The sequence below is a fragment of the Hymenobacter sp. AT01-02 genome (genome assembly GCF_000961955.2).
In the GTDB taxonomy this organism is placed as follows: Bacteria; Bacteroidota; Bacteroidia; order Cytophagales; family Hymenobacteraceae; genus Hymenobacter; species Hymenobacter mucosus.
The window spans coordinates 218,721-243,457 of record NZ_JZIR02000028.1; the positions used below are offsets into that span (position 1 = coordinate 218,721).

Below are 24,737 nucleotides of genomic sequence, written 5' to 3' on the forward strand. Positions count from 1 at the left end.
AATTGGATTGGGGGTGGAAGACGGAGAACAGAAGCAGAGAGGATTTAAACGAGGGTAAAAAAATATTTAGCCTCATCTAAAAGCATAGCCAAAAAAAAGCGCCGCCCAGCTGGGTACGGCGCTTTTTACTTAGCCAAAAAACGTTTGGTACAGCAGATACAGGTTCAGCACGATGATGATGCCGGACACTACCCAGGCCGCCGCTTGCAGCCATGGCTTGTTCACGAACACTCCCATTTTTGCCTTACTACCAGTGAATACTACCAAAGGCACCACGGCAAAGCTAAGCTGCAAAGACAGGATTACTTGGCTGAGCACTAGCAACTCGCCCGTGCCCTGCTCTCCGTATTTCAGCGCCACTATAAAGGCTGGAACTACGGCAATACCCCGGGTAATGAGTCGGCGTAGCAGGGCTTGAGGTGAAGATCTAAGAAGCCTTCCATTACAATCTGGCCGGCAAGAGTGCCCGTGAGGGTAGAGTTCTGACCGGAAGCCAGCAGGGCAATGGCAAACACGGCAGAAGCAGCTCCGGCGCCCAGCACGGGAGCCAACAGCTTATGCGCGTCGCTGATGTCGGCTATGTCGTGGTGCCCGTTCTGGTGAAACGCCGCCGCTGATGTTACCAGAATAGCCGCATTCACAAAGAAGGCCAGAAACAGCGCTACCGTGCTGTCGATGGTAGCAAACTTGATAGCCATACGCTTACCCGACTCAGTCTGCTCGATGGCGCGCGTTTGCACAATGCTGGAGTGCAGGTACAGGTTGTGCGGCATTACCGTGGCTCCCAAAATGCCAATGGCAATGTACAGCATGCGGGGCGTGGTAACGATTTCAGGCTGCGGTACTAGCCCACCTAGAATACCAAACCAGTCGGGCTTCGACACGATGATTTCGTATAGAAAGCACCCGAAGATGACCACAATAAGGCCCGCCACAATACTTTCCAGCACCCGGAAGCCCTTGCTTTGGAATAACAGTACCACCAGTACATCTAGGATAGTAAGGGTTACGCCCCAGGTAAGCGGTAGCCCAAACAGTAGATTTAGGGCAATGGCTGAACCGATGACTTCAGCTAGGTCGCAGGCTGCAATGGCTACCTCGCACAGCAACCACAGCACCCGTCCAACGGGCTTGGAGTAATGGTCGCGGCAGGCTTGGGCTAGGTCGCGCCCCGTCACGATGCCCAGCTTGGCTGCCAGGTGCTGGAGTAGCATGGCGAACAAGTTGGAAATCAGAATGACAGAAAGTAGCGTATATCCAAAGCGCGAGCCGCCTTCAAGGTCTGTGGCCCAGTTGCCAGGGTCCATGTAGCCCACGGCCACCATCAGCCCTGGGCCCCAGAAGGCCATCAGCTTGCGCCAAAAGGAAGCCGACTGTGCTGGCACGCGTACGGATGCAAATACTTCTTGTAACGAAGGCGCCGTACGAGCACGACGCCAGCCCGCAGGAGGCGCGTTGGCCTCCGATACGGGAGTAGAAGGAGGTGATTTCAGAGCAGAAGGCATTGATTCAGTAGGAGTAGTATGCACAAGGTACGCAGATTTTAGGCTAGTCTAAATTTATTTTTAACGCAGTTTAACTACTGTGTTTGTTGTAAAAGGTTTCGGCCCCATAGTTGAAAGCCAGTTTTTTACTGGAATTTTGCCCCCCGCATCACGGTTTAGGCCCTATGTTTTCACCTCCCCTCAAAACTCGCTACGGCCTGCTTTCCCTAGTGGTTAGCGTGATACTGGTTGGCATTAAGTTTTACGCCTACCTGCTTACACGCTCCCAAGCCGTGCTTACGGATGCTCTAGAGTCCATTATTAACGTTGTGACCAGCGGGTTCGCCCTCTACAGCATTTACCTGGCTAGCTTCCCAAGGACGAAAATCATCCATACGGCCACGGCAAGATTGAGTATCTGTCTATTGGCTTCGAAGGCGCTTTAATTTTGTCGGCCGGGGTATTTATTTTCCGTTCGGCAGTTACTGCCTCATGCACCCGCACACGGTAGAGCGCCCCGACTGGGGTATGGGCTTACTTGCCTTTACGGCCGTAGTCAACTTGGTGGTAGGCTTTGTGCTGGTGCGGGCTGGTCGCCGGCACAACTCAGTAGCACTGGTGGGCGACGGGCAGCATCTCTATCTAGACTCGGTTAGTACCTTAGTTTCGTGTCTGGCGCTGCTACTGGTAGTGTTTACCAATAACCCCGTGTATGACGCCGGGGCTGCATTGTTTCTGGGGGTATTTATTGTGGTGAATGGGTACCGCATGCTTCGCCGCTCCGTGTCGGGCCTGATGGATGAGTCGGACGTATCGACGGTGCAGCAGGTCATTGGTGAGCTGCAAGCGCACCGGCAGCCCGCGTGGATTGACGTGCACAACCTGCGGGTGCTGCGCTACGGTGCCGATTTGCACGTGGATTGCCACGTGACCATGCCCTACTACTTCACCCTAGAAGAAACCCACAACCAGGTGCATCGCATTGAGGAGTTTGTGCGGGAGCATTTTGAAGTAGTAGAGGTAGAAATGTTTGTGCACGCCGACCCCTGTACCTATGCCGCGTGCTCGCACTGCCACATGCCCGAGTGCCCGGTCCGGCAGCATCCCTTCGCCCAGGAAATCCCCTGGACGCTGGCTAACACCGTCAAGAACGAGCGTCACCTCTTAGTGAGTGAGGAGGTAGGTAGCAGCTAGCAGCCAATGCGAGCGGGTTCACATAGAAAAGGGCCGCCCCAATGGAGCGGCCCTTTTCTATGTGAACTCGCGTTGCCGGTAGGTATTAGTGTTCTACTACTACGCGCTGCACAAAATGGCCGTCGGTGGTGGCTACTTGGGTGGAGTAGATGCCGGCTGGCAGGTTGGTGAGGGGTAGGGTAGTGGTGGTAGTACCTATTGCCATCTGGGTGGTGTACACTAACCGGCCTAGCGCATCGCGGAGTTCGGCCGTGGCAACTCTGCTGAGTGCTTGGGTAGTTGGAGCGTTACGCTGTGCTGAGCTGGATTGGGCCACAGGCGCAACGGCATAGTTTTTTGCGCTACCGTTGTAGTAGGTACAAAGGCCAAGTTTTCCAGCACTAGAATTCGGTCGTCGGTAGGGCCAGGGGTAGCGCGGCCATCTTGGTTGCTGGTGCCCACGTACACGCGCCCCTGCGGCGAGACGCAGATGGCCCGTAGTCGTCCAAAGGTGGTAAGGAAGGTTTGCTCGGGGCCCGCAACGGCATCCCCGGCGGCAGTGAGCGTGAGTTGCGTTAGCCGGGAAGCCTTAAGGGAAAGCATCAGCAGACTACCCTGCCAGGCAGGAATAGCTGATGAAGTATAGTAGGCCAGGCCGGATACACCCAAGGTGGGCGTCCAAACAGCTAGGGGCTCGCGCACGTTGTTGGCGCTGCAAAACGCTTGCTCCGCCGACAGGTTGCAGAGGCCTTCTACCGTAGGCCAGCCGTAGTTGCGGTTGGCTTCAATCAGGTTCAGCTCGTCGTCGTTGTTAGGGCCGTGTTCCGAGCTGTACAGGCGGCCACTGGGGCTGCGCACTAGCCTTGCGGGTTGCGGTGCCCCAGCGTATACACTGGGCTACCGGCCACGGGGTTGTCGGCCGGAATGGTGCCATCCAGGTTCAGACGCAAAATCTTTCCGTTGAGCGAAGCGCGGTTTTGCGCTTCCGGCTGCTGTTGGGCATCGCCCGTGGTCATGAGCAGGGTGCGGTCGGGGAGAATGAGTAGGCGAGATCCGCTATGCGTGCTGGTTGCGGGAATATTGCCCAGCAGCACAAGCGGTTGGCTGAGCGTGCCATTGGCGTATGTGAGGCGCACAAGCTTTTCTTTATAGCCATTATCGTTGTAATTGTACACCACATACACGTAGGGCGAGGTAGTAAAGTCGGGGTGCAAAGCCATGCCAAGCAAGCCCCCTTCGGAGCTAGTCACCACATCTGCCAGCGTAGTAAGGGGCGTAACGGCGCCCGTTGTGGGGTTGACGCGGCTAATGCGGCCTCCCCGCTCCGTCATCCAAATAAAGTTGTCGGGGCCCCATACAAGCTCCCAAGGCACTTGCAGGTTAGTTGTCAGGGCTGAAACCGTAACGGTGGTAGAGCCGGCTGCAAAAGTACCCAGCACTGGCAGCGTTTGCGCAGAGGCTGCCCAAGGGCCTGTCAGTAAGATGGCCCCCAGTACTGCTGTAAACAGGTGTTTCATACGGATAAGAGGTTGAGATAAAAGACAAAAGGTAAACGAATTATTCGGGCGTACGGATGAGCGGCGCATGTAGGAAGTAGCCGTATCTTGCTTGGGTTGTCGACCCTTTGCTTTCTGTCATGTTTACCATCAGTACCGACCCAGCCCGCCTGGATGTAGCTACTATTCACCGCTACCTCTCCTACGATTCGTACTGGGCTCAGAACATTCCCCTCGCCACCGTAGAACGGGCTATTGCCAATTCCCTCAATTTCGGTGCGTATACCGCCGACGGGCGCCAGGCTGCCTTTGCCCGCGTTGTTACGGACCGGGCTACGTTTGCCTGGCTGTGCGACGTATTTGTACTACCCGAATTTCAAGGCCAAGGCCTGAGTAAGCAGTTGATGGGCGCTGTGTGGGGCCACCCTGAGCTGCAAGGATTGCGTCGTCATTTGCTAGCCACGTTAGACGCTCACAGCTTGTACCGGCAGTTCGGGTTTCAGGACTTGGCTACTCCAGAGCGCTACCTAGAGGTTAGGCGGGCTAACCCTTACGGTGTTCCTACTAAGAATTAGGACTCTTTATGAAGGTAGTTCGCTCGGGATAAGAACCAAATAGGAGTGGGTAACCTTACTTTTGTAGCCTATACCTAGATGCCAAGCGGCTTCCTTATTCGCTAGTCTCGTTGTTTGTATGAATACCACGTTGGTTACCCGCTGGCACCGCCTCACTACTTCCTTACTACCCGACGATACCCGGCGCACTACCACCTACCAACAGCTAGCGGCCGCCTACGATGGCTCCGACCGGCACTATCATTCCCTAAAGCACGTGCGCGCCCTGCTAGACAGCGCCGACCGGCATAAGGCCCTGCTGAAGGACGCAGAGGTCGTGCGCTTGGCCATTTGGTTTCATGATGCCGTGTACAGTACTCTGCGCGATGACAACGAAGCCCGCAGCGCGGCGTGGGCGTTAGAGTTCTTGGCTCACACCACGCTTTCGGAGGAGCGGCGCCAGCGCGTGGCCTTCTTTATTGAGCGCACCAAAGACCACACCCAGCCCCAGCCCGCTACCGACTCAGATTTGCTGTTCTTCTTAGATGCCGATCTGCAAATTTTAGGCGCTCCGGAGGCCGACTACTGGCAATATGCCCGCCAAGTGCGCCAGGAATACCGCCTTGTGCCCGATTTCATGTACCGTCGCGGCCGCCGCAAGGTGCTGGAGAAGCTGCTGGCCGCTGCTACTTTATATCATACTCCCATCTTTCATGATAAGCTTGACACCCAAGCCCGCCGCAACCTCCAAGCGGAGCTACTGGCCTGGGAAAAAGGAGGGCTATAAAGGGTAGCTTGCCAATACTTCGTCAACTGGTTAGGCCTGAAAGGCAGGGGTAGAGGCATTGGCTAACTAAGAAGAAGGGCAGCGCAGGCGTACTCCGTAGAGAGGTAGCATTGCCTGCATCTTGCATACGCCAGGTGCCCGCTGTGCAACGCAGTAGTTAGGGCACTGTCCATTGGTTGCTGTGGCGTAAGTTGCGGCTCATACCACTATTCGTGCTTCTATGCAGAAACCTGTTCTCTTGCTGCTGGCCGCTGGTTCAGTGCTGCTGAGTGAAGTAGCCCAGGCCCAACAGTTGGCCCCGCTTACCGTCGATAAAATCATGCGCGACCCGGCGCAGTGGCTGGGCACGTCTCCGTCCAACATCTATTGGGGCGAAGATGGAAAGCGTATTTACTTCAGTTGGAACCCCGAGAAAGCCCGGCGGGATTCTCTCTACAGCCTCAGCCCCGGCGGTGGTACTGCCCGGAAGGTGAGCGGGCGCGACCAGCGTGAGCTACCCGCTGCCACTGGCGAGTACGACCAGCGCTACACGCGGAAGGTGTACGAAAAGGACGGTGACATTTACGTGCTCGACCTGAAGACCCAACGCGTCCGGCGCGTGACCAATACGGCCGAGCGGGAGGCAGAGCCCCTTTTCGTATTGCAGGATCAGCTCATTAGCTACTCGCGTGGGGGCAACCTGTTCACCTGGAACCCAACTACTGGTGAGACAGTACAACGCACGGATTTTCGGAAGGGCTACAAGCCGGCCGATGCCGCTGCCGACAAAGCAGATAAGTTTCTGCGGGCCCAGCAGCTGGCTTTGTTTGACATCATTAAGCTGAAAGACCAAGATGCCAAGGCCCGGCAGCGCCAGCAAAAAGCCCTGGCTCGTTTGCGGCCCAAAGCCATTTGGTTGGGCCAGCAAACCGTGCGCAACCTGCGCCTAGCGCCTGATGGGCGCTACGTGACGTACACCCTAGTGCAAGAGCCCACCGCCGAGAAAGTAGCCTTAGTGCCCAACTTCGTTACGGCCTCGGGCTTCACCGAAGACATCAGCACGCGCACCAAGGTAGGCGCCGCCCAAACAGCTTACCAGCTAGGTCTCTACGACATTGGGCGCGACACCACTTTTGTGCTAGGCTACCGGGAGCTGAAAGGCTTGGACGAACAACCCGCTTACCGCAAGGAGTACCAGCTAAAAGCCAAGGCCCCCGCCCCGGCCGATTCTGCAAAAGCTGCTACTGCCGCCAAAAAGGAAAAGCCGGCTAGTGAGCTACGGCGCGTGGTGCCCTTTGGGCCATTCTGGTCGGAAGATGGTCAACGGGCTTTCCTCGTCATTCGCTCCGCAGATAACAAGGACCGGTGGATTGTGGGCTTAGACCCCGCTACCCAAAAAATAACCCTCCTCGACCGCCAGCACGACGATGCCTGGATTAACGGCCCTGGTATTGGCTACGATGAAGGCAGCGTAGGCTGGCTGCCCGATAACCGCCGGATCTGGTTTCAGAGCGAAGAAACGGGCTACTCTCACTTGTACACGGTGGACGTAGTCAACAACCAAAAGAAGGCCCTGACCAGCGGCAAGTATGAGGTGCAGAAGGTGCAGCTCAGCCGAGACAAAAAGACGTGGTACCTCACGGCCAATAAAACGCACCCCGGTGAGCAGCACTTCTACCGGATGCCAGTAGCCGGCGGCACCATGACGCAGATTACAACCCTGCCCGGTGCCAGTGAAGTGACCCTCTCGCCCGACGAGAAAACGCTGGCCGTACGCTATAGCACGTCTAACACGCCCTGGGAACTGTACGTGATGGATAACAAGCCCGGCGCCAAAATGCGTCGCCTGACGCACAGCACTACCCCTGAGTTTGAAAGCTACGCGTGGCGTGCCCCGGAGGTCATTACTATTAAGGCCCGCGACGGTGCGGATGTGTACGCGCGCCTATACCGCCCGGCTACTCCGCAGGCGCAAGGTCCGGCTGTTGTGTTTGTGCACGGTGCGGGCTACCTCCAGAATGCGCACAAGTGGTGGAGCTCTTATTTCCGCGAGTACATGTTCCACAATCTACTGGTAGACAAAGGCTATACCGTGCTCGATATTGACTACCGTGGCTCGGCAGGCTACGGCCGCGACGTGCGCACGGGCATCTACCGCTACATGGGGGGCAAAGACCTCACCGACCAAGTTGATGGAGCCAAGCTATTGACGGATAAATACGGTGTCAGCCCCCAGCGCATCGGTATTTACGGCGGTAGCTACGGGGGCTTCATCACGCTGATGGCCATGTTCACGCAGCCAGATGTATTCAAGGCCGGTGCCGCCCTGCGCTCTGTCACGGACTGGGCGCACTACAACCACGGCTATACCGACAATATTCTCAACGAACCCTACAACGACAGCATAGCTTACGCCCGTTCGTCGCCCATCTACTACGCCAATGGTTTAAAAGGCCACCTGCTCATGTGCCACGGCATGGTCGATACCAATGTGCACTTCCAAGACATCGTGCGCCTTTCGCAACGTCTTATTGAGTTGAAAAAGGAAAACTGGGAGTTAGCCGTATATCCCGTGGAAAACCATGGCTTCGAGGAGCCCTCTTCTTGGACGGACGAATACAAGCGCATTCTCAAGCTATTCGAAACCAACCTAAACCCCCAGACTACAACGCCAACAAGTGCAGGTGGGCAGTAGATCATGACAATGCCACTTCGGAGGGTGCTGCGGCAGGCCGTAGGCTGTACGCTGCTCATTCTGCTAGCTACAACTTCCTTTCTATTCTCACCGTCTCCGCAAACCGAGACTGAGTACTGCGGGACTTATCTGCACCTTTCCTCCTTTGCCGGCTTCACGGCCAACTGCGACGGTTTTGTGTACATGGAGGATGCCCGGCAGCCTATTCACTTGCTAGAGCCCAGAGAAGTTCGGCAGTCGCGCCCGTTGTTTATCCTGCTGGGTACTGCTGTGGGCTACCCTTGCACTTGGCTAGTTCAGGGTCTCACGGCCAGTGGGCTACTACCTCCGCAAACAGTAGCCCACTTACCGGCTAAGTATCAACCATTGCTAGGTTTCTACATTGGGTATGTACTGCTGAACTACGTGGTGCTACTAGCTAGTATGCTCTTGTTCAGTAACCTCTATCGGCGTCTGACGCAGGGGCAGGGCAGCCAGTTAGTGCTTGGTGCATTATTGGTGTTTCTGGCGTCCAACCAAGTTACCAAGGCCTTCTTCTGGACGGTGCACCAGCAGATGTTCACGTTTTTAGTGCCACTACTTTGTTTGTACATCCTGTTGGCTTTGCGGGGCCGTACTACATGGCTCCAGCTTTGCTGCTTCGCCCTGCTTGGGGGCGGGCTAGCCCTGGTGTACGGTAGCTTTGTGCTGGTGCTGCCTTGCTTGCTATATCTGGCTTGGCAGCAAGGCAAAAAGCAGCCGCTTTATAGGAAAGCATTCTTTACAGTAGGGCTCACGTTACTTTTTGCCTTACCTACTGGACTCTGGATTGCTATTCTGGGGTTGCGGGGTGTCCGCTACTACAATCACGAGGCCGAAGCTTACAACCAACTAGTTTGGCTGCTAGAAGCCGCTCGGCTACCGTGGTGGGCCTTCTGGTGCGAGGTAGGAACACGCCTTGAGCACTTCGTGAGCACGTGGCCGGCCATTGGCCTATTTGTGGGAGTTGCGCTGGTACTAGCTTGGCAGCTAGCGCGCCGAGGAGAGTTGCGCAACGAGCCATTGCCTACCATCCTGGCTCTGTTGGTGGGGTTTGTAGCTTTTTTTGCCGTGCTCGGCTATTATCGGGAGCGGCTCACCTTTACGCTAGTGCCCCTGCTGCTTTGTTTTGTAGCGGCGGCTCTCTACCGGCTTCCTGCCTATCCGAGGGTACGGTGGCTGGCGGTTGCGGGCGCCTTAGGTTGGCATATTTGGCAGGTATGTTCCTACGGCCCGTTTTCCTGAACTAGGCAACCTACCTACACGCTGTGCGGAAGCTAACGGAGAACCTAGTTGAACCAGGGTTTTTAGACTGTTTGGAACTGCAGTAATTCATCCATTTATAAAACTCGTAGCTTTGCAGCCCTTGCCTGGCAGCATAGCCCTAGCAGGGCAGGGGCTGCCGGCCCCTCGCGTACTTATACCTTTACAAGCTGATGCCGTACCTGTTCACCTCCGAATCCGTTTCGGAAGGCCACCCTGATAAAGTAGCCGACCAGATTTCTGACGCCATCCTCGACGAATACCTGCGTCAGGACCCAACTGCCAAAGTGGCCTGCGAGACTCTGGTTACCACAGACTTCGCCTTGGTTGCTGGCGAAATCAAGTCATCGGCCCATGTTGAGGCTGAGCCCATCATCCGGGAGGTGATTCGTCGCATTGGCTATAACAAGCCAGAGTATCTCTTCAACGCAGACACCTGCGAGGTGATGAACCGCTTGCATGAGCAGTCGGCAGATATCAATCAAGGGGTAGAGCGAGCTAAGCCGGAGGAGCAAGGTGCCGGCGACCAAGGTATGATGTTCGGCTACGCTACCCGCGAAACCGAGAACTATATGCCTTTGGCTCTCGACTTGTCGCACCGGTTGCTGCGCGAACTGTCGGCCATTCGCAAAGCCGGTCAGGAAATGACCTACCTGCGTCCTGATGCGAAAAGCCAAGTAACCATTCGCTACAATGATGATAACACGCCCGTTGCCATCGAAACAATTGTAGTGAGCACCCAGCATGATGAGTTTGCTGCCGAAGAGCAAGTAATGCTGAAGCAGATTGAGCAGGACATCAAGAACATCTTGGTGCCGCGCGTAAAAGCGCAGTTGAGCGAAGACGTGCAGGCGCTTTTCACCGACGAGATTAAGTACCACATCAACCCCACGGGCAAATTTGTCATTGGTGGTCCGCATGGTGACTCCGGGCTCACTGGCCGTAAAATCATTGTGGATACCTACGGCGGCAAAGGAGCGCATGGTGGCGGCGCTTTCTCCGGTAAGGACTCTTCCAAAGTAGACCGTTCGGCAGCCTATGCCGCCCGTCATATTGCCAAGAACCTAGTAGCTGCTGGTGTAGCCGATCAGGCTCTTGTACAAGTAGCCTATGCCATTGGTGTAGCCGAGCCCGTAGGAATATTTGTAACCACCTACGGTACTACCAAGGCAAATGGCGCTTTCGGCCACCAGCTCACAGATGGTGAAGTAGCCCAGAAAGTACAGAAACTGTTCGATCTACGTCCGTATGCTATCGTGCAGCGGTTGGGGCTGCAAAACCCCATTTTCGCTGAGTCCGCAGCGTACGGCCACATGGGCCGCCAGCCCGGTACCAAAGAAGTAGTGCAGGCAGATGGTAGCACTAAGACTGTCGAGACCTTCACCTGGGAAAAGCTCGACTACGTAGACGCCATTAAGGCAGAATTTGGGTTATAATACCCGAGTGCAAATTCTCCGATAGATAATTAGAAAAGCCCCGTCTGTCTTATCAGGCGGGGCTTTTCTAATTATCTATCGGAGGTTACTAGCCTATGCTCGGGCTCAGTGGCTTACTAGCTTTTCCTTGTATTTAGTAATCTGACGCTTCAGGTTATCCGTTGCAGCGTCGGTAGCAGCTTCAAACGTACCCGCATCTTCCTGCGAAAACAGAGTGCTACCTGGTACGAAGAGTTTGATTTCTACAGTTTTGTTTGCGATTCCGTCCTTATTGTTCAGGCGCAGAATTACTTCTCCTTCAGTTACACGGTCATAGAAGGTTTCGAGTTTGTCGAGACGCTTCTGGATGAAGTCGAGCAGTTTTTGGTCGGCGTCGAAGTGCACCGATTGCATCTGTACTTTCATCGGATGTGGGGTTAAGGGTAAAACGAAAAATCAGGCCTTTGGGTGGGCCTTTTCAAATACGGATTTCAGCTTGTCAATACTCAAGTGCGTGTACACCTGCGTAGCTGCTAGGTTAGCATGGCCCAGCAGCTCTTTAATAGCGTTTAAGTCAGCACCTTTGCCCAGCAAGTGCGTGGCAAAAGAATGGCGCAGCACGTGAGGGTGCTGCTGGCCGGATGCAGTTGTAATCTGACTTAAATAGTGCTTTACAGTGCGGTATACGAACTTTTCATAGAGCGGCTCTCCCTTATCCGTAACGAGGAGGGCTGGGTGCGCGTTGCTGCCTGACGCAAATTCCCGTTGCTTTCGCTCTATATAGCGTTCTATCACTATTGCAAGAGTAGGGTTCAGAGGCACGATGCGTTGCTTGTTTCCCTTGCCCGTCACACGTACGGTTCGGCCTGGTATGCTCACATCATCATGGCGGATACCAATGAGTTCCGAAAGGCGAATACCCGTGCCATAAAGAAGCTCCAAAACTAACTGGTCGCGTACTCCGCCCAGCGTGTCCTCAAAGGCAAATGAATTAAGTAGGCCGTTCAAAGAATCCTCCGGCACGAAGTCAGGTAGCTTCTTGGCTACTTTCGGCGAAGTGATGCGCAGCATGGGGTTTTTCTGAACGGCACCTGTGCGCAGCAAAAACTTGTAGTAAGAGCGCAAGCACGCAATCTTCCGGTTAACCGTACGCGGATCCATCTGCTGTTGCATGAGTGTTACCACCCAAGAGCGGATCAGAGTATGATCAGCCTGGCTTGGGTCTGCTAGCTCATACGTGCTTAAGAGGTAGTCCGAGAACTGCCGCAAATCTGTTTGGTAAGAAAGCACTGTGTGCGGGCTAAAGCGCCGTTCAAACCGCAGGTAGTCAAAAAATAATTCCATAGGCTAAGGCCCTGTCAAGGCAAGACCGGACAACCAATGTAGATAATTCAACGCAAGAAAAAAATGCAAAGTACGGACGTGAAAAAGCCGGCTACCATGCCACTAGGGCAGGATAGCCGGCTTTTTCAAACCTGTTAAAACGAGTAGGTCTACTAGTTAGCGTCGGTACCGTAGGTAGCCAGCTTGTAGATAGCCTTCTGCTTTTGCTTGCGGTTGGTGATGGAAGGCTTCTGGAAGAACGTACGACGACGCAGTTCTTTCAGAACGCCCGTGCGCTCGAATTTCTTCTTAAAGCGCTTCAGCGCACGGTCAACCGACTCGTTTTCTTTGATTTGTACGATGATCATATCTTCAGTGAGGTTGAAATCCCGGGTTGGAGGGGCCGCAAAGATAATAAAGTATGAGTGGCAGATGCAAATGATTTGTAGATTAACTAGGATTCAATCATTTGGGGTCTGCCATATACCTCTGTCCTTACACAGCGCAGCCACCTACTCTGCTTTTCCGAAACGCCTATTTAAGTAACGTACGAGCAATAACGAGCTTCTGAATCTCAGAAGTGCCTTCGCCAATAGTGCAAAGCTTGGCGTCGCGGTAATACTTTTCAGCGGGGTAGTCTTTGGTATACCCGTAGCCGCCGAAAATTTGCACCCCCTCGTTTGCCACTCGCACCGACACCTCAGAAGCATACAACTTCGCCATTGCCGACTCGCGATTGACGTTCAGTCCCCGGTCTTTCATATCGGCTGCGCGGTAAGTGAGCAGAGAAGCGGCTTCAATTTCCGTAGCCATATCAGCTAGCTTAAAGCCAATACCCTGAAAGTTGCTGATTGGCTGATTGAACTGGTGGCGCTCTTTAGAATACTGTAACGCCGCCTCATACGCTCCCTGTGCAATACCCAAGCTAAGCGCAGCAATGCTGATACGGCCGCCGTCAAGCACCTTAAGAGACTGTACGAAGCCGTCACCCACCTTGCCAATCACATTTTCTTTTGGCACGCGGCAATCAGTGAAAATCATTTCAGTTGTTTCCGAAGCCCGCATGCCTAGCTTGTCTTCCTTTCTGCCGCCTTCAAAACCAGGAGTACCTCGCTCCACAATGAAAGCAGTCATACCATGGGAGTCACCTACTTCACCAGTGCGGGCAATAACTACTGCTACGTTGCCGCTCTTACCGTGAGTGATGAAATTCTTGGCTCCGTTGATGACATAAAAGTCACCATCTTCCACGGCCACCGTGCGCATATTGCCTGCATCAGATCCTGTATTTGGCTCTGTCAGGCCCCAGGCACCGATCCATTCACCCGAGGCTAGTTTTGGTAGGTACTTGCGTTTTTGCTCCTGGGAAGCGTGCTGTAGAATGTGGCCCGTGCACAAGGAATTATGGGCGGCCATACTCAGGCCAATGCTGCCGTCAATTTTGGACAATTCTGCAATGGCAGTTACGTATTCCACGTAACCAAAGCCGGCCCCGCCGAATTCTTCTGGCACAAGCACACCCATTAAGCCTAGTTCACCAAGCTTGTGAAAAACGTCTATGGGGAACTCCTGCGTTTCATCCCACTGGCGCATGTGGGGTTTAATATGTTGCGCGGCAAAGTCGCGCACCATCTGGGCAATCATTGTCTGGTTTTCAGTGGTTACCAGTTCCATAAGTGGGTGGGGATAGATGAGGGTGAGAACGGAGTATGAGAAAAACCAGTGGGGGCTGGTTTTGGGTCCACGAAAGTACGATTTCAAGTGAGGAGAAGCGAGTGCATCATTCGGTGGTGCTTGGCTCGGATTTTGAAAGGGCGCGCTAATTCGGTTACTTTGAGGGTTTTTTAGAAAAAATACTGCCTCGCAAAAACGAGCGTTTATAGTTTTCTACCTCACATACCTGGTCATCCTGGTCTGCATGCAAATTCCCCCTATCTGCCGCATTTTCCGTCTTTGGCTGCTATGTGCGCCGTTTCTGCTGCTTACCTTCTCTTGTACTACTTCGCGCTTACGTCAGCAAAACGTTTTGCTACGAACAGACGGTGCTGGTGCTCTTGATACGGCTCGTTTGCGAGATGTGGTAAATCGTGCAGAACGGAACTACATAATCCAGCCGAACGACTACTTGGAAGTGCGAGTGAATACCAATAAAGGGGAGCGGATTTTAGACCCTAATGGAGAGTTGATGTTTGGTACTCCTGGCGGTCAGGGAGGTAACAGGCAAACTGTTCAGCGTAATACCTCGGGCCGTGGGCAGCAACAGCAGCAACAGCAGCAGGGATATGGCCTGAATGAATTTTTGGTGCAGCATGATGGTATTATCACATTGCCCATGATAGCTCCGGTTAAGCTGGCTGGTTACACTTTACTTCAGGCTGATAGCATCTTGGCTCAACGATACAGTGAGTATTATAAAGACGTATTCGTCGTAACAAGGGTCAACAACAATCGCATTGTGGTATTGGGGGCAGTAGCTGGTGGATCAGGCCAGGTCATCTATATGTACAATGACAATATGAATTTGTTGGAGGTGCTAGCGCAAGCAGGAGGCATTACCGGCGGTTACGTGGGTACAGGTGGCAATGCGGGAGGGGCACAGGCTGGTAGGGCTGATAATATCCGCCTTATCAGGGGGAATTTAAAAAATCCGCAAGTACAAATAATCAACTTGACCACTATCGAAGGAATGCGGCGCGCTAGTTTGCAAGTTGAGCCTAATGATATTATTTACGTCGAGCCCATTCGTCGGCCTGTGTACGAAACCCTAACTGATATCCAGCCTTATTTTGGTATAGTAGGTAGCATAGCGGGCATCATCACTACTTTCTTGCTGGTACGGAATGCTGTTATAGGCAACTAATAGCAGATCTGTATACTTTTTACTCCTCCTGAGCACCTGCCTACATGGCTGTAAACGAAGAAGTTGAATTAGAAGATCTGGTCCGCAATGCTGGCGGAGAAGCAGATGAAGATGATGGTGGAGGATTGGACCTAACCACCCTCATCATGGTTGCCCGTAAAAGCTTGCCTTGGGTGCTTTTACTGGTAATGCTTGGTCTACTGACCTCTTGGTTATTTCTGCGCTATACTCGTCCAGTTTATCAATCCTCTTCCGTTCTCAAAATAGACGAGAAAACGGAAGCAGGTGTATTGGGGCTAGAAGGGCTAGGTAAAATGGTTGAGCAGAAGCAGACTGTCACTCAACTGTCGGGGGAGATGGAACTGATTAACTCTGACCTGATTTATCGCCGTCTCCGCGATTCGCTAGAATTGGAAGTTGCCTATTATGCGGAGGGTACTGTACTTGAGACAGAGCTGTACAAGACCTCCCCTTTTAAAGTAGAATACGAGAGTAAAAACGGTAGTCTATTTAATACTCGTTTCAATTTGAAGTTTCTGAGCCCAAACCGGGTACAGCTAACTTACTTGGAGGGCGGTCAAGAAGTGGTTAAGGAAACCGGTTTCGACGCTCCAGTTGAAACCACTGGATTTCGTTTGCGCTTATACCGTACTGCTTTTTACCAGCTTAGCGACCTAGAGCGTAACTTATTCTTTATTATTCATGACGAGGGTACAATCAATGGCTACTTAAGTCAGAATCTGCAAGTGCAGGTTGTAAATCCTGATGCAAATACAATCAGCATTGGATTTACTGATTATAATCCTCTTAAGGCGCATGATATTGTTAATAAGGTAGATACGGCCTATTTAGTAGAGAAAATTCAGCGCAAGCAGGAGCAATCTGCCAAAACCCTGCGCTACTTGGCTGAGCAGTCTGAGGAAAATAGAAGACTATTGCGCCAAGCGGAAGAGCAATTGCAGGACTTCATGAAGCGTAATAATCTCTTCGATGCGGAGTCAGAGTTGGGTACTGTAACATCAGCAATAACTACTCAGCAGGAAGAGCGGCAGGAACTACAGGAGCAAATTAATTTGCTGCGTAACCTAAGTAATCAGATTGAGAGTAATCAATTCGTAGCACGGGAAGATGTATCTGCTGAACAAAGTATCCCTGCCCTAGCAGAGATAAAAGCTCCTGAGTTAACAGAACGAATTGGAGAGCTCTATGGATTACAGCTCGATTTAAATCGAGCCTCAGTAGGCTATAAACCTACTACTACAGCTATCCAAGTCATTCAAGACCAGATAGCTTTTACGAAGCGTAGCATTCGTCAGCTGCTGGTTCAGAATCAACAGCTACTACAGCGTCAGTTGGCTGAAATGGATGCCAAGCAAGGTGCTCTACAAGGCCGCTTGCAGGAGCTACCTGAGCTTAAGACTCAGATTGAGCGGCTTAAGCGTCCTCGTGAGTTGTACGAGAAATACAGCTTGCTGATGATGGACAAGACCCTGGAGTACAACATAGCGCGGGCCGGCATTACGGCCGATTTTCAAGTATTATCGCCCGCTACGTTGCCCAGCGCACCTATCTCACCAGTTCGACTTATGGTGTATGCCATTGGCTTAGCAGCTGGCTTAGTACTAGGGATTGGTCTAATTGCTGTCCGTTACTTACTACACAACACCGTAACGAATGTTGGTGAACTAGAGCGGAATACATCGGTGCCGGTGCTGGGCGTAATCCCGACGTATGATAAGGAGAAGATGGCAGTCTCGAAGCTGGTAGTGGACCGTAACCCCAAAGCAGCTATATCAGAAGCCATCCGTTCTATTCGAACCAACTTGGAGTTCATAGCCTCTTCAAAGAAGAAGCGTCTAATTTCTGTTACCTCTACTATCAGTGGGGAAGGCAAGACGTTCGTAACCGTGAACTTGGCCGGGATTATTGCTGCTTCCGATCAGAAGGTGGTAATTCTGGACCTAGACATGCGCAAGCCCAAAGTAAACTTGGCATTCGGAGCTGAGAACGTAAAAGGCGTTAGTACTATTCTAATTGAGCGGCACACTTGGCAAGAATGCATTCAGCATACCGCTATTCCACTGCTGGATTTTATTTCTGCTGGCCCTACCCCGCCTAATCCGTCAGAACTCATTCTAAGCCCCCGTTTCGATGAGATGCTGGCGTCTCTTTTTCAGACCTATGATGTAGTGATGATAGACACACCACCCGTAGGACTCGTGACGGATGGTATTCTCATCATGCGGAAGGCAGACGTGCCTATCTACATTGTACGAGCTAATTACTCGAAGAAGTCTTTCCTTAAGAACATAAGTAAGTTAGTTCGCTCGAACGGCTTTACTAAGCTAACCACCATTCTCAACGACGCGAAGGCTGGTGGTGCGTATGGCTACGGCTACGGCTATGGCTACGGCTATGGCTACGGACAAGGCTATTATGAAGAGACAAAGCCAGCAAGAGGAGTGTTGAATAAGCTGCGGAAACGCTTTTCTTAGCGCAGTACGCTATTCTTACCCATGGCTTCTTTCTTCCAGAAATTATTCGGGTCAGGTAACGATGCTGCGCCAACGGCCACCTTGGAAGCACTGGGTACTGATATGCACTCCCATGTGCTGCCCGGGCTGGATGATGGAGCTGAGACAGTTGAACAATCGGTAGAGCTACTGCGGGCCTTGCAGAAATTGGGGTATCGGAAGCTAATAATGACCCCACACGTAATGGGCGACTTCTACCGCAATACCCCGGAAGGAATCTGGGGTGCCCTGGAAAGCTTACGGAGCGCCGCAATACAAGCTGGTGTAACCGAAGTGGCCCTCGAATGTGCCGCTGAGTATTACTTAGATGAGTGGTTTAGTCAACGTTTGGAGCGGCAGGATCCTCTACTCACGTTTGGAGGAGCGCAGCGCTACATCCTGGTAGAAACCTCCTACATCAATGAGCCGCTGAACTTCGCGGAAACGATGTTTAATCTGCAGGCGGCCGGCTATCGGCCCGTACTAGCCCACCCTGAGCGCTATACTTATCTGTACGGCCGGTTTGCGGATTTGGAGAAGATTCGTCAGGATGGTATCCTTCTGCAACTAAACTTAAACTCCCTAACTGGCTACTACTCAAGCGGAGCAAAGAAGGTGGCCGAAAAGCTGATTGACGCTGGCTTAGTAGACCTAGTAGGCACGGATGCTCACCATATCAAGCACACCGACTCCATTCAAACAAAAGTGCTGACTAGTGCTTATTTACAGAAGTTATTGGCGTTGCCTTTGCTCAACGCTACCTTGTAGATAACACAGTATAGATTGAATTAGGCGCGTGCTTCAATAAGCGCGTGTCGCTACCAACCTTCTACGCTCTAACCCCCAATACCATGATTTTTGTGACCGGTGGAAGCGGGTTGGTGGGGAGCTTTCTTATTGCTGACCTAGTGGCTCGTGGATTACCCGTCCGCGCGCTATATCGAGAGCAAGTGCCGGCCGTGTCCGGAGCCGACCAGGTAGAGTGGATAGAAGGTGATGTGCGAGATGCCATTGGCTTACGAGCAGCGCTAGAAGGCGTAACCCACGTGTTTCATTGTGCGGGGTTAGTATCGTACGCACCGCAGGATGAGGAAGCGCTGCAGCAAACGAACGTAGAGGGTACCGCCAACATCGTAGATGCTTGCCTGGAACGGCCTGGAATACGATTGGGCTACGTTTCTTCGGTAGCAGCGCTGGACAGCCGAAAGGCCGACACTGAAGAGGAACAAGCGCCACTAGTAATCGACGAAACTGCAAAGTGGGATTTGGGCGCGGCGCACAATGCGTACGCAACGTCGAAGTACCTAGGTGAACTGGAAGTATGGCGAGGGGTGTCGGAAGGCCTTAGAGCTGTAATAGTAAACCCATCAGTGATACTCGGGCCGGCAGATTGGGACCGGAGCAGCACCCGGCTCTTTCGGTATGCTTACAATCAGCACCGCTTTTACACTCCCGGTCGCATCAACTTAGTGGACGTGCGCGATGTAGTACATGCCCTGCGTCAGCTGACCTTGGACACCGAAATAAGCGGTGAGCGGTATGTACTGAGTGCTGGTAGTCTTCCGCTACACCAGTTCTTTGCCGAAGCAGCAACGTGCTTCGGTAAGCGGCCTCCCACAACGGAAGTGCCTAACTGGCTGGCCGAATCTATCTGGCGCCTCGAGCATGTCCGGTCCCTGCTAACGGGCGCACGGCCGCTCATCACCAAGGATACCGCCCGCGCTGGGCGCCAGCCTACCGAATACAAGGCCGATAAAGTGCGGCAGACCTTGCACATGGAGTTCCGGCCTTTATCTGAAACGATTCGGTGGTGCTGTGATGAGCTCGTTATGCTCGCAGCTGCTAGCCCAGCAACTCGGTAAAAAACGTTATCGACGCGGAGGAAAGCACTAGCAGCGTACCTTCGATACAAGAATTACGAAGTTTTAAATCTACGCTACGCGCGCCTGAACCTGTGGGTCTGCGGTGCGGTTGTTGTATATTCAGGATAGAGGCGAATTCGCTAGAATTTAGCTTTGATCCACCCCGGAAAGCTGCCATGTTGGCGGCTTTTGGCTGATTGTAGCAGCATGAGAATGAACGAAAATTTTGAAGACCGGGAGGAAGTACTGGATACTGTGCGCCGCTTTGAGCGGATGGTAGCCCAAAATGAACCCGTGTTTTTTGATTTGGCCGATTTTGAAAACATCATCGACCATTATACTACGAACACCCAGTACGAAAAGGCCTTACAGGCTTGTGAGGCGGCTATTGCCCAATATCCATTCAGCACGGAGCTGCTCATTGATCGGTCGCAAGTATTGGCAATGAAGGGCGAATACGTGGCGGCTGCTCAGCAGATTGAGGATGTGGCGCAGCTCGACCCAGATAATCCAGACGTAGCGGTAACGCGGGGCATTATTGCTACCCAGCGCGGCGATTTTGCTGAAGCTGTGGCTTTTTTTCATCAAGCAGCCGAGCGTGCACAGGACCGCGACGACATCTTCTTCAACTTAGGCCTGGCGTACCAGAGCTGGCAGAAGTTTAAGAGTGCCGCTAAGTACTACAAGCAAAGCCTGCGCCTCAACCCCGACAATGACGTGGCAGTGCAGGAGTTGTTGTACTGTCTGGAGGTAAGCGAACGGCTGGAAAACAACCTTGATTTCTTCCGCCGCTTCACTGATGACGACCCTTACTCTGCAGTAGCTTGGTACAACTTAGGACAGGCGTACCTGCGGGCTGGCAAGTTCGACGATGCTATTAGTGCCTTCGACTACGCTATTCTCATTGATGCTAAGTTCTACGAAGCTCATGGCTTCTTGGCGAGTACCTACGTTAGCTTAGAGCAGTATCGTCGTGCGATTAGTGAGTTTGAGCTGAGTTACCCAGAGGGTGAGCCTACTGCCGAAGCCTTGTGCAACATTGGCGAGTGTTACGAAAAGCTAGCCGAGTGGGACAATGCCCGCCGCTTCTACCAGCGCTCCATCGACCTAGACCCTACCCTGGATGAGGCGTGGTTTGGCATTGGCATCGTGATGAACGTGCAGGAACGCTACTTCGAGGCCATTCATTTCTTTCGGAAGGCCGTGAGCCTCTACGACGAAAGCATTGAATACTGGTTGGCCCTGGCCGCTGCCGAATACCAAATTGGCAACGTGGTATCGTCTATCGAGTGTTACGAGAAGGCAACTGAAGTAGCCCCTGACAACAAAGATGCGTGGCTTAACTGGAGTATTATTCTCTATGAGCAAGGCAACTTCGACGGGGCCATTGATTTGATGCGTAATGCCGTAGAAATTCAGCCCATGGAGGCCGAATTGCATTACCGCCTGTGCGCCTACCTGCTGGCAGCCGGCCGCTACCGTGAGGCCTACGAAACGCTGGAAGGTGCTTTAACGCTAGACTTTGATAAGCACCGGCTGTTGTTTGAATACTTCCCCGAGCTGGAGTCGCAACGGGCGCTGGCCCGCCTGATTGACCAGTATCGGAAGTAACTAGTGAAAGTTCCGGGGCTCGGGAGGGTAACGCCAAAGAGGAGTTCTATACCGTCAAATAGAGCTACTTAGTGCGCTGCCGCTCCCGGGCCCCGGTCGCATTTCAAGCTGTTATAGAATTCGGGCGTACTTTTGGGCGCGGCGCCGGGCGCACCCCTTTGGTTCAGGTTGCCGCATCTTCTAGTCCACCACTTTCCGAAAAGAACCCTAAGACCACCAAGAATGAATTACAATCTCAATCAACTCCCCGACCGCACCTCCAAACCTCGCGAGCAAGGCTACACCATGGTAATGGACAAAGGCCTCAGCGTACGTGAAGTGGAAGACTTCCTTGAGGTTGGGGCGGAGTACACCGACATCGTGAAGCTGGGCTGGGCTACCTCATACGTAACCCCCAACCTGAAGCGTAAGCTGGCCGCTTATAAGGAAGCAGGCATTCCGGTGTACTTCGGCGGAACGTTGTTTGAGGCCTTTATCATCCGCAACCAGTTTGATGACTACCGCCGCCTGCTTTCCGAGTTTGGCATGGAATACGCCGAAGTATCGGATGGCTCTATTGACTTGAATCACGACCGGAAGCTAGAATACATTCGGGAACTGGCTAAGGAAGTGAAGGTGCTGAGCGAAGTAGCTCCAAGGACGCCGAAAAAATTATTCCTCCCTACAAGTGGATTTCGCAGATGCGCACCGAACTAGAAGCCGGTGCTATCAAAGTAATTGGTGAGGCCCGTGAAGCCGGCAACGTGGGCTTGTTCCGCAGCACCGGCGAGGTGCGCTCGGGCCTGGTAGAAGAGATTCTAACCCAAATTCCCTTCGAGAAAATTCTGTGGGAAGCACCTCAGAAAGCCCAGCAGGTATGGTTTATCAAGTTGCTCGGTGCCAACGTAAACTTGGGCAACATTGCCCCGAATGAGATTGTAAGCCTCGAAACCATTCGGTTGGGCTTGCGTGGCGACACCTTCACTCACTTCATTGACATGGACAATGTAGATGAAGCTTTCCGCCCCGAGAAGCCCACGGGCAAGCCTGGCACCTCCATGCCCCGCGGCTAGTATTGGAGTCTCTGCTTAGTACAACGCCCGGTGTCACCCTGATGGCACCGGGCGTTGTGCGTTACCTACCAGCCTTGGCAAGCGTAATACGGTTGAGCGTAACAAAGTTGAGTAGATGAAGTAGGAGTAAGGCGGGCAGCACCCGTTGTATAGCTAGTGCTGCCCAGTATTCCTGCTTCTAACTCACTGCATTATAATGAGAAAATCATTTTTTCACCTGCCACTGCTGGGGCTAGGCTTGCTAGCCGCCTGTGGTGGTCCTTCCAAAGAAGAAAAAGCGGAAGCCGCCGCTACTACCCCCGCCGATACGGTAGCTACGGCCACCACCGCAGTGAAATTACCCGAGCCGTATGCTTCCGAATCGGTGACGAAGCGGAGCGAAGTGATAGGCTGGCCTACTGGCAAAACCCCCGTCGTACCGGCTGGCTTCTCCATCAGTGAGTATGCGGGCGACTTTGAGAGTCCGCGTTGGGCCTACGTAACGCCCTCCGGCGACGTGCTGATAGCCGAGGCTAATACTGTACCGACGAATCCTAAGAAGAAAATAGCCGCGGCCCTGAAGCTGGACCCTTCCAAATCGTTGCGCCCAACGAGTGCCAACCGTATTACGCTGCTGCGCGATACCAACAAGGACGGCAAGCCCGATGTGCGGGAAACTTTCCTGAGCAACCTCAATCAGCCCCTCGGTATGCTGGTGCTGGGCAACTACTTCTACGTCGGCAATACCGATGGTGTATGGCGCTACCCCTACCAAAGCGGCCAAACCAGAATCACGGCGAAGGGCGAAAAAATCCTGGACTTGCCGGCGGGTGGCTACAACAACCACTGGACGCGCAACTTACTGGCTGGGCCCGATGGAAAGAAAATATACGTGTCGGTAGGCTCGGGCTCCAACGTGGCGGAGCACGGCATAGAAAACGAGAAGCGCCGGGCCAATATTCTCGAAATCAACCCTGATGGCTCGGGTGAGAAGATATACGCGGCGGGCTTGCGCAACCCCGTGGGCATGGACTGGGCTCCTAGCACGGGCAAACTCTGGACGGCCGTGAATGAGCGCGACGAGCTGGGTGATGACTTAGTGCCCGACTACCTCACTAGCGTGCAGGAAGGCGCTTTCTACGGCTGGCCCTATTCCTATTTCGGTCAGCACGAAGATCCCCGGCGTAAGGGTGAGCGTCCGGACCTCGTGAAAAAATCAGTAGTGCCCGAAGTTCCTCTTGGGCCGCACACTGCATCATTGGGGCTAGCTATTTACGATGGGCTGGCTTTCCCTACCAAATACCGCGGTGGCGCTTTTATTGGGCAGCACGGCTCCTGGAACCGCTCGTCGTTCACGGGCTACAAAGTGGTATTTGTACCCTTCCAGAACGGCAAACCAGCCGGGCCTATGGAAGACTTCGTAACGGGCTTCGTGGCCGATGAAGGCAAAAAACAGGTATACGGTCGTCCGGTAGGCATCACCGAAATGCCCGATGGCTCCCTGTTAGTGGCCGACGATGCCGCTGGCAAGGTATGGCGTGTGGTAGCTAGCAGCTAGCCTACACCCTTATAATTTCAAAAACCGCCTGCTATCCTCTCACCCAGGAGGGCAGGCGGTTTTATGTTTAGGAGAAATAAAGCTGCGGCAAGCTGTAATGAATTGGGTGGGCCGACGACCTATGTGTTATCCTTGTACCTCCATCCCTTTTTGCCTGATGAGCTTCCTCCGAAACACGGCCCTGGCCGCCACGCTACTCCTCACCTCGCTTGCTACCCAAGCCCAGAAAGCTGCTGTCAAGCCAGCCAAGGCAGCTACAGCCGCTAGCCCGGCTGCTACTAATGCACTCCTGTGGGAAATAACGGGCAAGGGACTAGCGGCCCCTTCTTACGTATATGGCACGGTTCACCTGATTTGCCCAACCGATCTGGTGGTGACTGAGCCAGTGAAGCAGTCCTTTGGTAAAGCCAAGCAAGTAGTCTTGGAGCTGGACATGGATAGCCCCACTATGATGCAGGAAATGCAAGCAAGCATGATGATGAATGGCGGCCAGAACTTGCAGCAGCTCCTTTCACCCACTGACTATACCAGCGTGGGCAAGTATCTGCAAAGTAAGGCCGGCGTACCCATCGACCGGGTAGGCACGCTCAAGCCGTTTATTCTGAGCTCCATGCTCTACCCTGCCTTGCTAGGCTGCGCGCCCGCCAGCTACGAGGCTACGTTTGTGCAAATGGCTCAGGAGCAGAAAAAAGAAGTGCTGGGGCTGGAAACCGTGCAACAGCAGATGGGCTTCTTCGAGAAGATTCCCTACAAAGCCCAGGGCCAAATGCTAGTTGACATGGTAAACAAAGAAGCGGAAGCCCGCCAGGAAGTGCAGCAAATGGTGACGCTCTACAAAGCACAAAACGTAGAAGAGCTGCGCAACATGACCACCAAGAGCCTGTTTGGCTTTCAGGAATACGAAGACGTACTCGTAAACTCCCGCAACCAAAGCTGGATTGGCTCCATCACGAAGATGGCTGCTACCCAACCCACATTCTTTGCGGTGGGAGCGGCTCATCTTGGCGGGCCCAAAGGCGTGTTGGCTCTTCTGCGCCAAGAAGGCTACCAAGTGCGGCCGTTGCGCTAGTCGGTCAGCATATCCCGTGCTACTACGCTGCCAGCACTACCTTCGC

Annotated in this window: 19 protein-coding genes and 3 pseudogenes; 14 read left to right on the forward strand and 8 right to left on the reverse strand. The window is 53.3% G+C overall.

Annotation, left to right across the window (positions count from 1 at the left end; all coding sequences use genetic code 11):
• Positions 1 to 129: 129 nt before the first annotated feature.
• Positions 130 to 1,505: pseudogene (locus VI25_RS11690) on the reverse strand (Nramp family divalent metal transporter).
• A gap of 164 nt (positions 1,506 to 1,669) precedes the next feature.
• On the opposite strand from VI25_RS11690, the pseudogene VI25_RS11695 reads away from it, so the two are divergent.
• Positions 1,670 to 2,678 (forward strand): annotated as a pseudogene (locus VI25_RS11695) (cation diffusion facilitator family transporter).
• Between the two features lie 85 nt (positions 2,679 to 2,763).
• Here VI25_RS11695 and VI25_RS28490 read toward each other — a convergent pair.
• From VI25_RS28490 to VI25_RS27765, 3 genes are read right to left on the reverse strand one after another with little or no spacing between them, the layout of a single operon-like run.
• The gene (locus VI25_RS28490; protein ID WP_072144805.1) at positions 2,764 to 2,994 is read right to left on the reverse strand and encodes a T9SS type A sorting domain-containing protein; all 231 of its coding nucleotides are present in this window, start codon (positions 2,992 to 2,994) and stop codon (positions 2,764 to 2,766) included.
• Entirely contained in the window at positions 2,907 to 3,515 is a 609-nt protein-coding gene (locus tag VI25_RS27760) for a PQQ-dependent sugar dehydrogenase (RefSeq protein WP_052695422.1), read from the reverse strand. Before VI25_RS27760 ends, VI25_RS28490 begins: the two co-directional genes overlap by 88 nt.
• Positions 3,515 to 4,174 (reverse strand): PQQ-dependent sugar dehydrogenase, encoded by a 660-nt coding sequence (locus VI25_RS27765; protein ID WP_052695421.1) that lies wholly within the window; start codon positions 4,172 to 4,174, stop codon positions 3,515 to 3,517. The genes VI25_RS27760 and VI25_RS27765 overlap by 1 nt, the downstream gene beginning before the upstream one ends.
• A 119-nt stretch (positions 4,175 to 4,293) precedes the next feature.
• Here VI25_RS27765 and VI25_RS11710 point away from each other — a divergent pair, with 119 nt between their 5' ends.
• The 5 genes from VI25_RS11710 (at position 4,294) to metK (ending at position 10,885) form a co-directional block, all read left to right on the forward strand.
• Entirely contained in the window at positions 4,294 to 4,728 is a 435-nt protein-coding gene (locus tag VI25_RS11710) for a GNAT family N-acetyltransferase (protein WP_045689693.1), read from the forward strand.
• A gap of 118 nt (positions 4,729 to 4,846) precedes the next feature.
• A complete protein-coding gene (locus VI25_RS11715) occupies positions 4,847 to 5,494 on the forward strand; it encodes a hypothetical protein (protein ID WP_045689692.1) in 648 nt (215 codons plus the stop codon).
• 220 nt (positions 5,495 to 5,714) lie between these two features.
• Positions 5,715 to 8,168 carry a S9 family peptidase gene (locus tag VI25_RS11720; RefSeq protein WP_045689691.1) on the forward strand — a complete coding sequence of 818 codons (2,454 nt, stop codon included), beginning with the start codon at positions 5,715 to 5,717 and terminating at the stop codon, positions 8,166 to 8,168.
• Positions 8,169 to 8,171: 3 nt separating this feature from the next.
• Positions 8,172 to 9,431 carry a hypothetical protein gene (locus VI25_RS11725; RefSeq protein WP_152981589.1) on the forward strand — a complete coding sequence of 420 codons (1,260 nt, stop codon included), beginning with the start codon at positions 8,172 to 8,174 and terminating at the stop codon, positions 9,429 to 9,431.
• Positions 9,432 to 9,622: 191 nt separating this feature from the next.
• Complete coding sequence (metK, locus tag VI25_RS11730) at positions 9,623 to 10,885, forward strand: methionine adenosyltransferase (protein ID WP_045689689.1); 1,263 nt, start codon at positions 9,623 to 9,625, stop codon at positions 10,883 to 10,885.
• Between the two features lie 105 nt (positions 10,886 to 10,990).
• Here the strand turns inward: metK and hpf are convergent, their stop codons facing one another.
• The 4 genes from hpf to VI25_RS11750 all read right to left on the reverse strand — a co-directional run bounded on the left by hpf (position 10,991) and on the right by VI25_RS11750 (position 13,861).
• Complete coding sequence (gene hpf, locus VI25_RS11735; RefSeq protein ID WP_045689688.1) at positions 10,991 to 11,290, reverse strand: ribosome hibernation-promoting factor, HPF/YfiA family; 300 nt, start codon at positions 11,288 to 11,290, stop codon at positions 10,991 to 10,993.
• Positions 11,291 to 11,320: 30 nt separating this feature from the next.
• Positions 11,321 to 12,208: a tyrosine-type recombinase/integrase gene (locus VI25_RS11740; RefSeq protein WP_055562519.1), complete on the reverse strand. Its 888-nt coding sequence runs from the start codon at positions 12,206 to 12,208 to the stop codon at positions 11,321 to 11,323.
• Between the two features lie 152 nt (positions 12,209 to 12,360).
• On the reverse strand, positions 12,361 to 12,555 hold the full coding sequence (gene rpsU / locus VI25_RS11745; protein WP_045689686.1) for a 30S ribosomal protein S21: 195 nt from the start codon (positions 12,553 to 12,555) through the stop codon (positions 12,361 to 12,363).
• A gap of 166 nt (positions 12,556 to 12,721) precedes the next feature.
• On the reverse strand, positions 12,722 to 13,861 hold the full coding sequence (locus VI25_RS11750) for an acyl-CoA dehydrogenase family protein (RefSeq protein WP_045689685.1): 1,140 nt from the start codon (positions 13,859 to 13,861) through the stop codon (positions 12,722 to 12,724).
• 244 nt (positions 13,862 to 14,105) lie between these two features.
• Between VI25_RS11750 and VI25_RS11755 the strand changes: the two genes are divergently transcribed.
• The 8 genes and pseudogenes from VI25_RS11755 (at position 14,106) to VI25_RS11790 (ending at position 24,691) form a co-directional block, all read left to right on the forward strand.
• On the forward strand, positions 14,106 to 15,047 hold the full coding sequence (locus tag VI25_RS11755; RefSeq protein WP_045689684.1) for a polysaccharide biosynthesis/export family protein: 942 nt from the start codon (positions 14,106 to 14,108) through the stop codon (positions 15,045 to 15,047).
• 44 nt (positions 15,048 to 15,091) lie between these two features.
• Positions 15,092 to 17,542: a GumC family protein gene (locus VI25_RS11760; protein ID WP_052695420.1), complete on the forward strand. Its 2,451-nt coding sequence runs from the start codon at positions 15,092 to 15,094 to the stop codon at positions 17,540 to 17,542.
• Positions 17,543 to 17,563: 21 nt separating this feature from the next.
• A complete protein-coding gene (locus VI25_RS11765; RefSeq protein ID WP_045689683.1) occupies positions 17,564 to 18,328 on the forward strand; it encodes a tyrosine-protein phosphatase in 765 nt (254 codons plus the stop codon).
• Between the two features lie 83 nt (positions 18,329 to 18,411).
• Positions 18,412 to 19,422, forward strand: coding sequence for an NAD-dependent epimerase/dehydratase family protein (locus VI25_RS11770; protein ID WP_045689682.1), 1,011 nt, complete (start codon positions 18,412 to 18,414; stop codon positions 19,420 to 19,422).
• Between the two features lie 213 nt (positions 19,423 to 19,635).
• Entirely contained in the window at positions 19,636 to 21,033 is a 1,398-nt protein-coding gene (locus VI25_RS11775; RefSeq protein WP_045689681.1) for a tetratricopeptide repeat protein, read from the forward strand.
• Between the two features lie 222 nt (positions 21,034 to 21,255).
• A pseudogene (locus tag VI25_RS11780) lies at positions 21,256 to 22,085 on the forward strand (phosphosulfolactate synthase).
• A 196-nt stretch (positions 22,086 to 22,281) separates the two neighbouring features.
• Positions 22,282 to 23,622, forward strand: coding sequence for a PQQ-dependent sugar dehydrogenase (locus tag VI25_RS11785; protein ID WP_045689679.1), 1,341 nt, complete (start codon positions 22,282 to 22,284; stop codon positions 23,620 to 23,622).
• A 157-nt stretch (positions 23,623 to 23,779) separates the two neighbouring features.
• On the forward strand, positions 23,780 to 24,691 hold the full coding sequence (locus VI25_RS11790; RefSeq protein WP_045689678.1) for a TraB/GumN family protein: 912 nt from the start codon (positions 23,780 to 23,782) through the stop codon (positions 24,689 to 24,691).
• The last annotated feature ends 46 nt before the right edge of the window (positions 24,692 to 24,737 follow it).